Annotated in this window: 11 protein-coding genes; 9 read left to right on the forward strand and 2 right to left on the reverse strand. The window is 65.2% G+C overall.

The genetic code is table 11. The annotated features are described in order from the left end of the window. The first annotated feature begins 85 nt into the window (after nucleotides 1-85). Together DEM27_RS02530 and DEM27_RS02535 are read left to right on the forward strand one after the other, a co-directional pair. On the forward strand, nucleotides 86-1,216 hold the full coding sequence (locus DEM27_RS02530) for a site-specific DNA-methyltransferase (RefSeq protein ID WP_109456598.1): 1,131 nt from the start codon (nucleotides 86-88) through the stop codon (nucleotides 1,214-1,216). Nucleotides 1,217-1,412: 196 nt separating this feature from the next. Continuing rightward, the gene (locus DEM27_RS02535) at nucleotides 1,413-3,263 is read left to right on the forward strand and encodes an O-linked N-acetylglucosamine transferase, SPINDLY family protein (RefSeq protein WP_165823327.1); all 1,851 of its coding nucleotides are present in this window, start codon (nucleotides 1,413-1,415) and stop codon (nucleotides 3,261-3,263) included. 16 nt (nucleotides 3,264-3,279) lie between these two features. On the opposite strand, the gene DEM27_RS02540 is transcribed toward DEM27_RS02535, so the two are convergent. Together DEM27_RS02540 and mutY are read right to left on the reverse strand one after the other, a co-directional pair. Then, complete coding sequence (locus DEM27_RS02540) at nucleotides 3,280-3,897, reverse strand: HAD family hydrolase (RefSeq protein ID WP_109456600.1); 618 nt, start codon at nucleotides 3,895-3,897, stop codon at nucleotides 3,280-3,282. Nucleotides 3,898-3,900: 3 nt separating this feature from the next. Further along, nucleotides 3,901-5,001: an A/G-specific adenine glycosylase gene (gene mutY, locus DEM27_RS02545; RefSeq protein WP_109456601.1), complete on the reverse strand. Its 1,101-nt coding sequence runs from the start codon at nucleotides 4,999-5,001 to the stop codon at nucleotides 3,901-3,903. A 19-nt stretch (nucleotides 5,002-5,020) separates the two neighbouring features. Between mutY and DEM27_RS02550 the strand changes: the two genes are divergently transcribed. The 7 genes from DEM27_RS02550 (at nucleotide 5,021) to DEM27_RS02580 (ending at nucleotide 14,449) form a co-directional block, all read left to right on the forward strand. After that, nucleotides 5,021-5,863 (forward strand): glycosyltransferase family 25 protein, encoded by an 843-nt coding sequence (locus tag DEM27_RS02550; protein ID WP_245445612.1) that lies wholly within the window; start codon nucleotides 5,021-5,023, stop codon nucleotides 5,861-5,863. Next, entirely contained in the window at nucleotides 5,860-6,387 is a 528-nt protein-coding gene (locus tag DEM27_RS02555; RefSeq protein WP_109456602.1) for a DUF721 domain-containing protein, read from the forward strand. Before DEM27_RS02550 ends, DEM27_RS02555 begins: the two co-directional genes overlap by 4 nt. Before the next feature lie 180 nt (nucleotides 6,388-6,567). Further along, nucleotides 6,568-7,239, forward strand: coding sequence for a DsbA family protein (locus DEM27_RS02560; RefSeq protein ID WP_109456603.1), 672 nt, complete (start codon nucleotides 6,568-6,570; stop codon nucleotides 7,237-7,239). A 111-nt stretch (nucleotides 7,240-7,350) separates the two neighbouring features. Continuing rightward, nucleotides 7,351-10,812: a chromosome segregation SMC family protein gene (locus DEM27_RS02565; RefSeq protein ID WP_109456604.1), complete on the forward strand. Its 3,462-nt coding sequence runs from the start codon at nucleotides 7,351-7,353 to the stop codon at nucleotides 10,810-10,812. A 238-nt stretch (nucleotides 10,813-11,050) separates the two neighbouring features. Beyond that, nucleotides 11,051-12,037: a magnesium transporter CorA family protein gene (locus DEM27_RS02570; RefSeq protein ID WP_109456605.1), complete on the forward strand. Its 987-nt coding sequence runs from the start codon at nucleotides 11,051-11,053 to the stop codon at nucleotides 12,035-12,037. A 224-nt stretch (nucleotides 12,038-12,261) separates the two neighbouring features. Then, nucleotides 12,262-12,525, forward strand: a complete 264-nt coding sequence (locus DEM27_RS02575; protein ID WP_109456606.1) for a hypothetical protein — start codon at nucleotides 12,262-12,264, stop codon at nucleotides 12,523-12,525. A gap of 295 nt (nucleotides 12,526-12,820) precedes the next feature. After that, nucleotides 12,821-14,449 carry a diguanylate cyclase domain-containing protein gene (locus tag DEM27_RS02580; protein WP_109456607.1) on the forward strand — a complete coding sequence of 543 codons (1,629 nt, stop codon included), beginning with the start codon at nucleotides 12,821-12,823 and terminating at the stop codon, nucleotides 14,447-14,449. Nucleotides 14,450-14,547 lie beyond the last annotated feature (98 nt).

Raw genomic sequence — 14,547 nt, forward strand, 5'->3', positions numbered from 1 at the left:
TACCGTTCCGCTTCAGCTTTTGGTAACCAACTTCGGTAACCATAAGGGCGTTATCAGTTCTGCGTAAGCGTATAGCGAGTATCACATGGCGTCAGTTCTTCCGCTTGCCGGTCTCCGCGAGACCGGGCAATCCCGCATCTGGCTGGACACGATCATCAAGGGCGATTGCGTCGCCGCGCTCGAAGCGCTTCCCGATCATTCCGTCGATGCGATCTTTGCCGATCCACCCTACAACCTGCAGCTTGGCGGCACCCTGCATCGCCCGGACCAGTCGGTGGTCGATGCCGTCGACGACGAATGGGACCAGTTCGCCTCCTTCGAGGTCTACGACGCCTTCACCCGCGCCTGGCTGCTGGCCTGCCGCCGCGTGCTGAAGCCGACCGGCACGCTCTGGGTGATCGGCTCCTACCACAACATCTTCCGCGTCGGCGCCATCCTGCAGGATCTCAACTTCTGGATCCTCAACGACATCGTCTGGCGCAAGACCAACCCGATGCCGAACTTCAAGGGCCGCCGTTTCCAGAACGCCCATGAAACGATGATCTGGGCCGCCCCCAACGCCAAGGCCAAGGGCTACACCTTCAACTACGACGCCATGAAGGCGGCGAACGACGACGTGCAGATGCGCTCCGACTGGCTGTTCCCGATCTGCTCGGGCGGCGAGCGCCTGAAGGGCGAGGACGGCAAGAAGGTGCATCCGACCCAGAAGCCGGAGGCGCTGCTCGCCCGCGTCATCATGGCCTCCACCAAGCCGGGCGACATCGTGCTCGATCCCTTCTTCGGCTCCGGCACCACCGGCGCCGTCGCCAAGCGCCTCGGCCGCCACTTCGTCGGCATCGAGCGCGAACAGGCCTATATCGATGCCGCTTCCGAGCGCATCGCCGCCGTCGAGCCGCTCGGCAAGGCGGTGCTCACGGTCATGACCGGCAAGAAGGCGGAGGCCCGCGTCGCCTTCAACGTGCTGGTCGAAACCGGCCTGGTCAAGCCGGGCCAGGTGCTGACGGATGCAAGGCGGCGCTGGAGCGCCATCGTGCGCGCCGACGGCACCGTCGCCTCCGGCGGAGACGCCGGCTCCATTCATCGCCTTGGCGCCAAAGTCCAGGGCCTCGATACCTGCAACGGATGGACCTTCTGGCATTTCGACGACGGGAAAACCCTGCGCCCGATCGACGAACTGCGGTCGATCGTCCGCAGTGATCTGGCGAAAATGGACTGATCCACCCAGTCGCCAGTTCCTCTACGGCTTTCCGGTTTTTGTACCTTCAGTCCCGGAAAGTTGCTTGGCGCCCAGGGAAGAGAAGCCCTGGGCGCCATTTTTTGCCCGCGCGCAGGCCATGCCAACAGCCCCGGTTAAGTCCAGCCTGAGGCAAGACAATGCCGCTAGACCGTGCCCGAAGACGAGGGCAATCCCAATGGCGGCACTGCTGGACAAGGCAAAGCAGCAATATAATCGCGGCGACTATAAAATCGCACTCGCGACGCTGCGCCGTCTGATCCAGCAGGACCGGCGCAATGCCGACGCCCATATCCTCACCGCGACGATCCACGAACAGCAGGACAACCGCGAACTGGCCGCGGATTTTTACGCCAGCGCCATGCCGCTCACTGCCAATCTGAAGCGTGAGGTCGGTTTTCGCGCCGCGTCGCATTACCTGGCGAGCGGCCGCAGCGACCGGGCCTTCTCGGTCCTCCTCACCCTGCACGGCTTCTTTCCCGACGATCCTGCCGTCAACCACAGCATCTGCTCGATCCTGCGCGAGGCCAGTCGTTACCACGAGGCGGCACCCTTTGCTGTCAAGCTCGTCAGCGTCGGCAACGGCTTCGAAAACGCCCTCAATGCCGGCATCGTTCTTTCCGGGCTCGGCCGCTCCGAGGAGGCCTATCCGGTGCTGCTGAAAGCGCAAAAGGAGCGGCCAGACGAGCGTCTGGCCGTCAGCGAACTGTTCTGGTGCGCCAGCAATCTCTGCGATTTCCCCGTCGCCGACGCCATGCAAGCCAAGCTTGAAGCCGCCTATGCCGTCGAAGGCGATAAAGCTGACATCCGTGAAAATGCCTTCTGTGCACTGACCTGGTCGGCGAACGAGGCCTATCACCTTGCTGTTGCCCGCCGCACGGCGGAGGTTATGTTCCCGCAGGTCGCAGCCCGCAAGGCCGGGCTGCCTGACGTGCGCGGCCGCCCGATCCGTATCGGTTACCTCTCCTGCGATTTCTTCGATCACGCGACGATGGCATTGTTTGCCGGCGTGTTGGAAACTCACGACCGCAGCCGTTTCGAGATCCATGGCTTCTGCCACACGCCGGAAAAAGCGCGGCAGGGCGTCATGCGAGAGCGCTTCCTGAAAAGCGTGGACCGCTACACGGATATTCTCGATCTCACCGACGATCAGGCCGCCGAGGCGATCGCCAAGAGCAATATCGATATTCTCATCGATCTGAAGGGGTTCACCCAGGGCAACAGGCTCGGTATCTTCTGCCGTCGTCCGGCACCCGTTCAGGTCACCTATCTCGGTTTTCCCGGCAGTGTTGCCGGTGTCGGCATCGACTACGCCCTGACGGACAGCGTTGTGACGCCCGAAACGAGTGTGCCCTATTATGCGGAAAGCCTGCTGCGGCTTCCGGCGAGCTATCAATGCAACGATGCCAGCCGGGAAGCTGTGGTTCGCAGCGGCGATCGTGCCGGCCACGGACTGCCGGATGGTGTCGTGGTTTTCTGCTCCTTCAACCAGGCGCAAAAAATCCGCAGCGCCGTCTTTGCCGCCTGGATGCGCATCCTCTCAGCCGTCGAGGGTTCGGTTCTCTGGTTGGTCGATCATCCGGCGCCGGTGCGCGAAAACCTGCGCGCAGCGGCAAGGACGGCCGGCGTCGATCCGGATCGTCTCGTCTTCGCCCGGCAGAAACCGCTGACCGAACATTTGCGCCGCGTTGCCGAAGCCGATATCGCGCTGGATACCGCACCCTACAACGGCCATACCACGACATCAGACGCGCTCTGGGCCGGTGTTCCCGTGATCACCTGGAAGGGCACGAGTTTTGCCGGTCGTGTCAGCGAAAGCCTGCTTTCCGCTGTCGGATTGCCGGAACTGGTGGCTGAAGATTTGAACGGTTTCGTCCGCCTGGCGGTCGAACTGGCGCAGGACGGGAATCGCCGTTTCCGCCTGCGCCAGACCCTCATCGAAGTCCGCTCGACTGCTCCGCTGTTCGATACGGTCGCGCTGACGCGAGCAATCGAGGCGCATTTCGAAACGATTGTTCGCGATAGCTAGAGTTTTCCGACTCCCGTCAAGCTTCGATGCCGTACCGGTGCAGATCCTCTTTAAGCCTATCGGCGCCGGTGAAATGGATCGCCGCACCCCAGCCGGCGTCCCTGGCGCCGGAGACGTTGACCGCCGTATCGTCGATGAACAGCGTCGCATCGGGATCGAGCCCGAAAGTGTCCGCATGTCGGTGGTAGATCGCCGCATCCGGCTTGATCAGGCCGATATCGCCCGACACCGTCACGCCGCGCGGCCGGTTGAGAAAGGCAAAACGCTGCTGCGCCTCGCGGAACGTGTCTGAGGCGAAATTGGTGAGCATGGTCACGTCGCGGCCCTCGTCGATCAACCGTTCCATGATCGCGACGCTGCCGTCGTAGGGATGCGGCACCATTTCGTGCCAATGCTTGCGGAAGGCGCGGATATGCTCCTCGCGCCCGGGATGGTCGGCGATCAGCAGCGCCTCGGCGTCATCCCAGTTGCGGCCGCGGTCCTGCTCGATGTTCCAGTCGTGGGTGCAGACATTGGCGAAGAACCAGGCGCGTTCGGCATCGTCGGGGATCAGTCGCCGGTAGGGCAGGCTGGGATCGTAGTGGATCAGCACCTTGCCGATGTCGAACACGATGTGGCGAATTTCCGATGCCATGGCCTATCCCTGTCGTCTGGATTTGAATGCGTCGGGAATAGCCTGGGCGATGACTTTTTTCATGACGGTCGGCAGCGCTTCCTGGTCAAGATTTGCAACGGCACGCCACCATCCGTCATCGCGTTCCCGCCTCTCGACATGGGCGCTGTAGACGGAAAGCCTCAACTCGAAATGGGTAAAGACGTGCACGATGGCGCCCTCCGCCTGCCACGGGGCCGGGAAGGGGGCGGCCTCGGTCGAGGTCTCGCCGTCGATCCGCGCCGTCCAGCCGGTCGTCGGCACCTCGGTCATGCCGCCCAGCAGGCCTTCCTCCTGCCGGCGGCGCAGGAAGATGCTGTCCGTGTCGTCGATGGCGACAAAGGCGGCGCCGAGGCGCACCGGTTTTGCCTTCTTCGCCGCCTTGACCGGGAACGTCTCGGGATCGTGCCCGGCCAGCGCCAGACAGTCCTCCCTGAACGGACAGAGCGCGCAGGCGGGGCGTTTCGGCGTACAAATGGTCGCGCCGAGATCCATCATCGCCTGGGCGAAATCGCCCGGCCTGTCCTCCGGCGTGATCTCGGCCACCCGGCCGCGGATCAGCGGCTTGGCCGCCGGCAGCGGCGTATCTATGGCATAGAGCCGGGAGACCACACGCTCGATATTGCCGTCCATCACGGCTGCCTTCACATTGAAGGCGATGGCGGCGACGGCGGCGGCGGTATAGTCGCCGATGCCGGGCAGGGACTTCAGCCCGTCCTCCGTCTGTGGAAAAGACCCGCCATGCAGCCGGGCCACCGCCTCGGCGCATTTCTTCAGGTTGCGCGCCCGGGCATAATAACCGAGGCCGGCCCAGGCCGTCATCACCGCCTCGGACGGCGCGTCCGCCAGGTCATTGACGGTCGGCCACAGGTCGAGAAACTTGGCGAAATAGGGTTTGACGGCCTGGACGGTGGTCTGCTGCAGCATCACCTCGGACAGCCAGACGTGATAGGGATCGGCCGTCACGCCGCGCCGCGCCATGGCCGGGGAAACCCGCCACGGCAATTCCCGGTGATGGCGGTCGTACCATTCGAGCAGTTTCTTTGCGATGGCGAATTGTGCTAAGGGCGGGGAATCTGTTTGCATCGGGGCCTGAGAAAAAAGAATGACGCTGCACGAGTCAAGCCGGCCTTCCCCGCTCTCGCCCGAAAGCTTCGACATGCCGTCCCAGGACCTGCCCGTCTACGTCGTCAACATCGACCGCGCCGCCGCCCGGATGGAAGCGTTGCGCGCGGTTGCCGAGACCCATGGCGTGCTTCTGGAACGGGTTGCCGGCGTCGACGGCACGCTGCTGGCCAAGGTCGACCGGGTCGATGCCGACGAGGACCGGTTCTACACCTGCAACGGCCGCCCGATGTTGCCCGGCGAATATGGCTGCTACCGCAGTCACATGCTGGCCTTCGAACGGCTGGTGGCGAGCGGCGAACCGGCGGCGGTCGTCGTCGAGGACGATATCGCCTTCGACGGCGGTTTCCTGCGCCGCGCCAGCGCGCTTCTGGATGCCCTGCCTTCCGCCGACGTCATCAAGCTGGTCAATCACCGCGCCTCGGGTTTCCGGCCGTTCGCGCAGAGCCGCTTCGGCGATCGCGTCGGGCGCTGCCTGTGGGGGCCGCAGGGGTCGGCCGCCTGTTATCTCATCACCCGCAAGGGAGCGGAAAAGCTTCTGGCGTCGATGAAGGTCATCGCTTTGCCGTTCGACGTGGCGCTGGAGCGCGGCTGGGCGAACGGCGCGGAAATCTTTACGGCGGAAAAGAACATCCTGCCCTTCGGCGACATGCGCGAGGCGACGGTGATCGCCACGCGGGCCGACTACCGCTCGGTAAAGCCGTCGCATTGGCGGCGGCTGCCGGCCTATCTCTTCCGCCTCAAGGAGAGCGTGTCCCGCTTCCTCTACGCGCGCCGGCCGGCGCCAAAACCCTCCGTGGGGGGCAAGGTCGGCCCGGCATGAACGGCAAGACGCGGCAGAGGCCGGGGTTCCAGAAGAAGGGCGCGCACCAGATCGCCGAGGTCGCCAACGGCCTGCTCGATCCCGTGCTCGCCCGCCGCGCCGGCATTTCCACCGCGCTGCTCGGCTCCTGGGACGAGATCGCCGGCGAGGATTTCGCCGATTGTACCCGGCCCGAAAAGATCACCTGGCCGCGCCGCGACCATGCCGACGACCGCAGCGGCGGTTACCAGCCCGGCGTGCTCACCATCGCCTGCGAAGGGGCGAGGGCCTTGTTCCTCACCCACGCCCAGGGCGAACTGATCAGCCGCATCAACGGTTTCTTCGGGTTTCCCGCCGTGCGCCAGATCCGCATCGTCCAGAAACCGGTTTCGGCCGGCCCGCCGCGCAGCCGCAAGCCGCAGCCGCTGAAGGGCGAGCCTGCCCGCCGCCTGGAGGCGATGATGGACGGCATCGAAAGCGAAAAGCTGCGCCAGGCGATCGAACGGCTGGGAACGGCCGTCCTGTCGAAGAAAACCCGCTCCTGAAGCGTTGATGCCAGCGGCGGCGCGATTGTTACGAAACTTTCATCGACGCCGCCAACAGCCGGTCACAATTCTTTGAAGAAATCGGCGCGCTCGTGCCTTGTCCGTGGCACCGGCTGCATATATCGACTATGACGGTTCCCAGCGAACTTTCCGACCATTTCCATCGATACGGGTGATTGAATGCCGACGTCCGAAATGAACATCACGAAGCGCCAACTTCTCGCCGGTATCGCCACCGTTGCCGTCGCCGGGCCGCTCTTTGCCTCGAGCGCATTTGCCGCTGTCGAGCTTCCCACCGCCGATGCCGACGTCGACATGGCGGAGGTGCTGAAGCCCGGCGCCCTGCCGGAGCAGGCGCTCGGCCCGGAAGATGCCAAGGTCACCATCGTCGAATACATGTCGATGACCTGCCCGCATTGCGCCCATTTCCACAACACCACCTTCGACGAGATCAAGAAGAAGTATATCGACACCGGCAAGGTGCGCTTCATCATCCGCGAATTCCCGTTCGATCCGCGCGCTGCCGCCGCTTTCATGCTGTCGCGCTGCGCGCCCAACAACGGCTACTTCCCGATGGTTTCCATGCTCTTCAAGCAGCAGGAAGCCTGGGCTGCGGCGCAGGACGGTCGCGAGGCGCTGCTGCAGATGTCGAAACTCGCCGGTTTTACACAGGAGAGCTTCGAAGCCTGCTTGACGAACCAGAAGCTTCTGGATGATGTGAACAGCGTTCGCGAACGCGGCGCCAAGGATTTCGGCGTCAATTCCACGCCGACCTTCATCATCAACGGGAAGCGTTATTCTGGAGACATGTCGGTTGAAACCATGTCGGCGCTCATCGACAGCCTGCTCTGACCGCCTTTCGCCGTCGCGTTCCGGCGACGGCCTTTTGGCGCGCGCAGTCTTGCCCTTCTCCCCTGCGGGGGGAAGGTGGCGCATAACGGCGGATGAAAGGGGTTTCGGCCCATGAAATTCAACCGCCTGCGCCTGCTCGGCTTCAAGTCCTTCGTCGAACCGACCGAATTCATCATCGAGCCCGGCCTGACCGGCGTCGTCGGGCCGAACGGCTGCGGCAAGTCGAACCTCGTCGAGGCGCTGCGCTGGGTGATGGGGGAAAACTCCTACAAGAACATGCGCGCCTCCGGCATGGACGACGTGATCTTTTCCGGCTCCGGAAACCGTCCGGCGCGCAACACCGCCGAAGTCGGCCTCTACCTCGACAATTCCGACCGCACCGCGCCCGCCAGCTTCAACGACAGCGACGAAATCCAGGTGACGCGCCGCATCGAGCGCGAGCAGGGGTCCGTCTACCGCATCAATGGCAAGGAAGCCCGCGCCAAGGACGTGCAGCTGCTGTTCGCCGACGCCTCGACCGGCGCGCGTTCGCCCTCGATGGTCGGGCAGGGCCGCATCGGCGAACTGATCCAGGCCAAGCCGCAGGCCCGCCGCCAGCTGCTCGAAGAGGCGGCCGGCATTTCCGGCCTGCATTCGCGCCGCCACGAGGCGGAGTTGCGCCTGCGCGCCGCCGAGACCAATCTGGAGCGTCTGGAAGACGTCACGACGCAGCTTGACAGCCAGATCGAGAGCCTGAAGCGCCAGGCGCGGCAGGCGAACCGCTTTAAGGCGCTGTCGGCCGATATCCGCGCCCGCGAGGCGATGCTGTTGCATATCCGCTGGGTGCAGGCGAAGGCGGCGGAAGGCGAGGCCGACAGCGCGCTCAACCAGGCGACCGTCATCGTCGCCGAAAAGGCGCAGGCGCAGATGGAGGCGGCAAAATCGCAGGCCGTCGCCAGCCTCAAGCTGCCGGAGCTGCGCGAGCAGGAGGCCCGCGCCGCCGCCGCGTTGCAGCGCCTGCAGATTGCCCGCACGCAGCTTGAGGAGGAGGCAAGCCGCATCCTCAAGCGCCGCGACGAATTGAGCCGCCGCCTGTCGCAGCTCTCCGAAGACATCCGCCGCGAGGAACGGCTGGTGGCCGACAATGCCGAGGTCATCGGCCGGCTGGATGCCGAAGAGGAGGACCTGCAGGCGACGCTGGCCGATTCCGGCCGTTTCTCCGAGGAAATCCTCGCCGAACTGCAGGGGTCGACGGCAAAGCTCGCCGACAGCGAAAAAGCACTCGCCACCCTGACCGCCGAGCGCGCCGAAGGGGCGGCTGCCCGCAACCAGCTGGAACGGGCGATCCGCGACCTGGCCGACCGCAAGATGCGCCTCGAAAAGCAGCTGGCGGAGGCGCAGAGCGAACTGGCCGGCATCGACGAAAGGATGGCCGGCCTGCCGGACCCGTCGGAAAAGCGCGCCATGGTCGAAGCGGCCGAAGGCGGGCTTGCCGATGCCGAACTCGCCGTCGAAGCCGCCGATGTCGTGCTGGCCGATGCCCGGCGCATGGAATCCCTGTCGCGCGCACCGGTCGAGGCCGCCCGCTCGAAACTCAATGCGCTCAGCACCGAAGCCCGCACCATCGAAAAGATGCTGGTCGCCGGTGCTTCCGCCGGCCGGTTCCCCCCGGTTGCCGAAGACCTCAAGGTCGATCGCGGTTTCGAAACGGCGCTCGGCGCGGTGCTGGGCGACGATCTCGAAAGCGCGCTCGACCGCGAGGCGCCCTCCTACTGGTCGCAGAACGGCGACGGTGCCGGCGATCCGCCGCTGCCGGCGGGCGTCGTTGCCCTGATCGGCCACGTCAGGGCGCCGGCGGAGCTGGGCCGCCGCCTGCGGCAGATCGGCATCGTTGCCGCCGAGGACGCCACCCGGATGATGGCGCTGTTGAAGCCCGGCCAGCGGCTGGTGACCCGCGAAGGCGCCGTCTTCCGCTGGGACGGCCACGTCACCGGCTCCGAAGCGCCGAGCGCTGCCGCACTGCGGCTTGCCCAGAAGAACCGCCTTTCGGAACTTACCGCCGAAATCGACGAGGCAAACGATCTGCTTCTCGAAGCCGAGGAGCGCCAGGCGGAAGCCGCCGAGGCGATCCGCGCCGCCGAGCAGGCGCTGGCCGACGCCCGCGATCTCGCCCGTCTCGCCGCCCGCCATCTCGGCGATGCCCGCGAGGCGCTGGCCCAGGCCGAGCGCGCCTCCGGCGAACTGATGCGCCGCCGCGACGTGGTCGCGGAAGCGGCGAGCCAGCTGTCGTTGCAGCTGGAAGACCTGGCGGTGCAGGAAGAAAATGCCCGCATCGAGATGGAGGATGCGCCCGATATCGCCGACCTCGATCTGCGCCTGCGCGAGGCCCAGGCCGAGGTGCTGGCCGACCGCGGTGCCCTGGCCGAGGTGCGGGCGCGCTACGAAGGCCTGTCGCGTGAAAACGAGGCCCACCGCCGCCGCCTGGTGGCGATCGGGCAGGAGCGGGCTGGCTGGCAGTCGCGCGCCGCCAGCGCAGAACAACATATCGCCACCCTGCGCGAGCGCGAGGAGGAAGCCCGCGAGGAGGTCGCCGACCTCGACATGGCCCCGGATGCCTTCGACGAGCGCCGCCACGCGCTGATGAACGAACTCTCCAAGGCGGAGGAAGCCCGCCGCGCTACCGCCGACCAGCTGGTCGCCGCCGAAACCCGCCAGCGCGAGGCCGACCGGACCGCCACCATCGCGCTCTCCGAACTGGCGGAAAGCCGAGAGCAGCGCGGCCGCGCCGAAGAACGCCTGGTTTCGGCCCGCGAAAAACGCATCGAGAGCGAGGCCCGCATCCGCGACGGGCTGAACGTCGCGCCGCAAGAGGCGATGCGCCTCACCGGCCTTGCCAGCATCGAGGCGATCCCCGACCTGCGCGATGTCGAGCGCGAGCTCGACCGGCTGAAGATCGAGCGCGAACGCCTCGGCGCCGTCAACCTGCGCGCCGACGAGGAGCAGCGGGAACTCTCCGAAAAGCTCGGCGTGCTGGTCAAGGAGCGCGACGACATCATCGACGCCATCCGCAAGCTGCGCGCGGCGATCCAGAGCCTGAACCGCGAGGGACGCGAACGCCTCGTCGCCGCCTTCGACGTCGTCAACGCCCAGTTCCAGCGGCTGTTCACCCATCTCTTCGGTGGCGGTACGGCCGAGCTGCAGTTGATCGAATCGGAAGATCCGCTGGAAGCGGGTCTCGAAATCCTCGCCCGCCCGCCGGGCAAGAAGCCGCAGACCATGACGCTGCTGTCCGGCGGCGAGCAGGCGCTGACGGCCATGGCGCTGATCTTCGCCGTCTTCCTCACCAACCCGGCGCCGATCTGCGTGCTGGACGAAGTGGACGCGCCGCTCGACGACCACAATGTCGAGCGCTACTGCAACCTGATGGACGAGATGGCGGCCTCGACGGAAACGCGGTTCGTCGTCATCACCCACAACCCCATCACCATGGCCCGCATGAGCCGCCTGTTCGGCGTCACCATGGCGGAGCAGGGGGTGTCGCAGCTGGTGTCCGTCGACCTGCAGGCGGCGGAGCGTCTGCTCGACGTCGGCTGAGCGCACGCATCGACCCGCCGACGCTGCGCAACGCCTTTCTTCGCGCGTCACTCCGGGCTTGACGCGCCCGGTTTTTTGGCTCATGCGAGGGCCTGCCGCGGCGTTTGCCGACGGCATTTTCCGAGGACATGAAAATGGACCCTGACAGTCGACAACCGACCGATTTCGACCGAACCGTCCGGTAAGGGTTCTCCCACGTTCCTGCTCCGGATGGCGAAAGCCTTGAAGGAGTTATGCCATGCTGCGCATCTACTGCCGCGACGCAGAACGTCTCGTGCTGCACAATGACGGTGAAGCCTTTTCCGCCACCGATCCCGTGCTGTGGTACGATCTCGTCAATCCCACCACCGGCGAAAGCCGCCATGTCGAGCAGGCGCTGGGCATCTCCATGCCCACCCGCGACGAGATGGAGGAAATCGAACTTTCCGCCCGGCTCTACCAGGAGGACGGCGCCGAGTTCATGACGCTGACGGCGCTCACCAAGCTCGACGGCGACGAGCCGGTCAAGACGCCGGTGACCTTCATCCTCAAGGGGCAGACGCTCGTCACCGTGCGTTACGCCGATCCAAAGCCCTTCGTGATCTTCGCCGGCCGCGCGCTGAGGCCGAACGGCCACGGTTACACCTGCGGCGAGGAGATCATGCTCGGCATCGTGGAGGCGATCGTCGACCGGCTCGCCGACGTGCTGGAGCGCATCGGCAACGATATCGACGGCATCTCCCGCGAGGTTTTCCGCGGCAAGTCGAAGACGTCAGCCAAGAAGACCAACGACCTGCAGTCGCTGATCGAGCAGCTTGGGCAGAAGGGCGATTTCCTCAGTGGCGTGCGCGAAAGCCTGGTCAGCATTTCGAGGCTGGCCGCCTATCACGCTGCGCTGGAAAATGCGACGCGCAAGCCGAGCAAGGAAACCCGCCAGATCGTCAAGATGCTGCAACGGGACGCCTCCTCGCTTGGCGACCACGCCACTTTTCTCTCCGGCAAGATCAACTTCCTGCTGGATGCGACGCTGGGCCTGATCAACCTGGAGCAGAACCAGATCATCAAGATCTTCACCGTCGCCTCGGTGGTCTTCCTGCCGCCGACGCTGGTGGCGTCGATCTACGGCATGAATTTCGAGGTGATGCCGGAGCTGAAATGGGTCGGCGGTTATCCGTGGGCGGTGCTGCTGATGATCCTGTCTGCCGCCCTGCCGTTCCTCTATTTCAAGCGGCGCGGCTGGCTGTAGTCCTACAAGGCAAGCGGTGCCACCGACGCGCAAATCGAGTGGCGCCCGTGCCTTTCGTCACGGAAACAACCATAAATGTTCCGGGCCGCGGCCTCTCGTCCCAATAATGGTAAGGCGGCGATCGCGCCGCTTCGGTTATGACAGTCCCAGCCTCCTGCGAACCTGCGGGAGCGACCGTCGTCGGCCGGCGTCGTGCCGACTGAAATGACCCCATGGAGGATGTTATGAAACTTGCCGTTTCCGCTTTTTTTGCCGCCTCGCTGCTGTTTTCCGTCGCTCCGGCGTTTGCCAATGCCGACGACGACGCCTGGATCAAGCAGTGCGTCGAGGACAATGACGACCAGAAGCAGGCTGATGGCACCGTTGCCGTCTATTGCGCCTGCATGAACGAGAAGATGAGCTCGGGCGAAACCAAGACCGTCACCGAATGGGAAAAGCTGAACCCGGCCGAAAACGACGAGTGCTCGGCCCGCGCCGGCTGGAAATAATCCCTTTCCCGGCCGCGTCTGCCCTTGCGCGTGCTGCCGATCCGGGCTGCCGATTTCGGCGATCTCGTGACGGTTCGTTTCCATCGCCGCCGGTTGCTGCAGCCGGCGGTAGTGGTTGTTTGTCGACATAGCCGTTGCATCGGCTGTCTTGCGCGCCCGGGGCGTCAGATTGTTTTGCCGGCAAAGGTTGCAATTGCAGCACGGTTCGTAACGATTCCTTTTCTCCTCCTGCAGTATGAAAAAGGGTCAGGGGGGATATCTGGCCCTGGGAAACTGGGTGCGGGTGAGAGGAGGCATGGTGGGAACGTTTGGCGCAGACGATGCGTTGAATTTTTTCGAAGCCTGTCCGTTTGCCGCCCTGTGCATCGGACCGGACGGTCTCATCGTCGCCGCCAACACTGCCGCAGCCGCGATTGCCGGCGGCACCCAGGCCTTGGCCGGCCAGCCGGTAACCGATGTCCTGCCGGAATGGACTGTGCCTTCGGCGAATGCCGCCGCGCCGCGTCGCGAGATGGCGCTTGTTCGTGAGGACGGCACCAAGGCGAATGTCGAAGTCTCTATCGTCAAGCTCGGCAGCGGCGGGCTGGTCTGCGCCGTCATCCGCGACATCGGCCGCGAAAAGATGATCGCCGCGCTGCAGACCGAGTTGCAGCGCCAGTCGGAAAAGGCGCTTCTCGATGCGGGTGCGGCCACCCGGCGCCTCGAATATTTCATCGACATGCTGCCGCAGGCCGCCTGCATCTTCGACGCCCAGGACCGCTATGTCCTGTGGAACCGCAAATATGCCGAACTCTATCCGGAAATCGCGCCGCACCTGCGCCCCGGCATCCCGTTCGAGCAGATCCTGCGCATGAGCGTCGACAGCGGCCACATGCCGGAAGCGACGGAGGATCCGGAAGCCTGGTTCGCCGCCCGCATGAAGAAGCAGCGGATGACGGTGTCGCCCCAGGAGGAGCAGAAGCTGAAGGACGGCCGCTGGATGCTGCACGACGACCGGCGCACGCCGGATGGCGGCGCCATCGGCATGCGCATCGATATCACCGACCTCAAGCGCCGCGAGGAGGCGCTTCGCCAGCTTTTCGACGCCAATCCGATGCCGATGATGCTCTGCGATGCCGCCACGCTGGAGATTTCCTCCGTCAACCGCGCCGCGGTGGCGTTGTACGGCTATGTCGGCGAGGTCCTGGTCGGCCGCAACGTCGCCAGCCTCTGTCCGCCCGAGGATGCTGGCCGCTTCGCCGCCGGGCTGCGATCGATGAAGGGTGACAACGAGGCGCGGACGATCTGGCGTCAGACGAGCGCCGACGGGTCCGAACGCGCCGTGATGGTCTATGTGCGCTTCCTCGAAGAAGGTCCGCAACGCCGCCTGCTGCTCGCCATTGCCGACGTCACCGACCGGGTGCGCGCCGAGGCGCATGCCAACCACCTGGCCCATCACGATGCGCTCACCGGCCTGCCCAACCGCATGCATTTCCTTTCGGCGCTGGAATCGGCGCTGGCGATCCGCGATTCAAAGACCCAGATCGCCGTGCATTACCTCGATCTCGACGGTTTCAAGCCGGTCAACGACCGCCTCGGCCACGCTGCCGGCGATGCGCTGCTGGTCGAGGTCGGCCGCCGCCTGCGCTCCGTGGCCGACGAACCGACCCTGGTTGCCCGTCTCGGTGGCGACGAATTCGCCATCATGCAGCCGATCGGCCGGACGCCGCCGGCCGCGCTCGCCCAGCGCTGCATCGCCGCCATGGCCCGGCCTTTCCTCATCCAGGCGGAGACCGCCACCATCGGCGTCTCCATCGGCATCGCCGTTTCACCCTTTGCGGCGCTCGACCCGGACGGGTTGATGCGCGCCGCCGACAAGGCGCTCTACCGCGCCAAGGCGGCCGGCAAGAACACCTGGGTCGAAACGGAAGTCGCCTGCGTTTGATCGGAACGGACCGCATGCGCCGCTTTTTGGCGGCTGCCGCGGAAACAATCCTGTTGCGTGCGACGGTTTTATTGTGCAATGCAACATTTTGGCCGTAT

This window comes from Rhizobium album, assembly GCF_003122325.1.
In the GTDB taxonomy this organism is placed as follows: Bacteria; Pseudomonadota; Alphaproteobacteria; order Rhizobiales; family Rhizobiaceae; genus Metarhizobium; species Metarhizobium album.

What these genes read in the sequence shown, in the direction of transcription:
- DEM27_RS02530 (WP_109456598.1), top strand. Translation starts at nt 86, where the DNA reads ATGGCGTCAGTTCTTCCGCTTGCCGGTCTCCGCGAGACCGGGCAATCC.
- DEM27_RS02535 (WP_165823327.1), top strand. Translation starts at nt 1,413, where the DNA reads ATGGCGGCACTGCTGGACAAGGCAAAGCAGCAATATAATCGCGGCGAC.
- DEM27_RS02540 (WP_109456600.1), bottom strand. Translation starts at nt 3,897, where the DNA reads ATGGCATCGGAAATTCGCCACATCGTGTTCGACATCGGCAAGGTGCTG.
- mutY (WP_109456601.1), bottom strand. Translation starts at nt 5,001, where the DNA reads ATGCAAACAGATTCCCCGCCCTTAGCACAATTCGCCATCGCAAAGAAA.
- DEM27_RS02550 (WP_245445612.1), top strand. Translation starts at nt 5,021, where the DNA reads ATGACGCTGCACGAGTCAAGCCGGCCTTCCCCGCTCTCGCCCGAAAGC.
- DEM27_RS02555 (WP_109456602.1), top strand. Translation starts at nt 5,860, where the DNA reads ATGAACGGCAAGACGCGGCAGAGGCCGGGGTTCCAGAAGAAGGGCGCG.
- DEM27_RS02560 (WP_109456603.1), top strand. Translation starts at nt 6,568, where the DNA reads ATGCCGACGTCCGAAATGAACATCACGAAGCGCCAACTTCTCGCCGGT.
- DEM27_RS02565 (WP_109456604.1), top strand. Translation starts at nt 7,351, where the DNA reads ATGAAATTCAACCGCCTGCGCCTGCTCGGCTTCAAGTCCTTCGTCGAA.
- DEM27_RS02570 (WP_109456605.1), top strand. Translation starts at nt 11,051, where the DNA reads ATGCTGCGCATCTACTGCCGCGACGCAGAACGTCTCGTGCTGCACAAT.
- DEM27_RS02575 (WP_109456606.1), top strand. Translation starts at nt 12,262, where the DNA reads ATGAAACTTGCCGTTTCCGCTTTTTTTGCCGCCTCGCTGCTGTTTTCC.
- DEM27_RS02580 (WP_109456607.1), top strand. Translation starts at nt 12,821, where the DNA reads ATGGTGGGAACGTTTGGCGCAGACGATGCGTTGAATTTTTTCGAAGCC.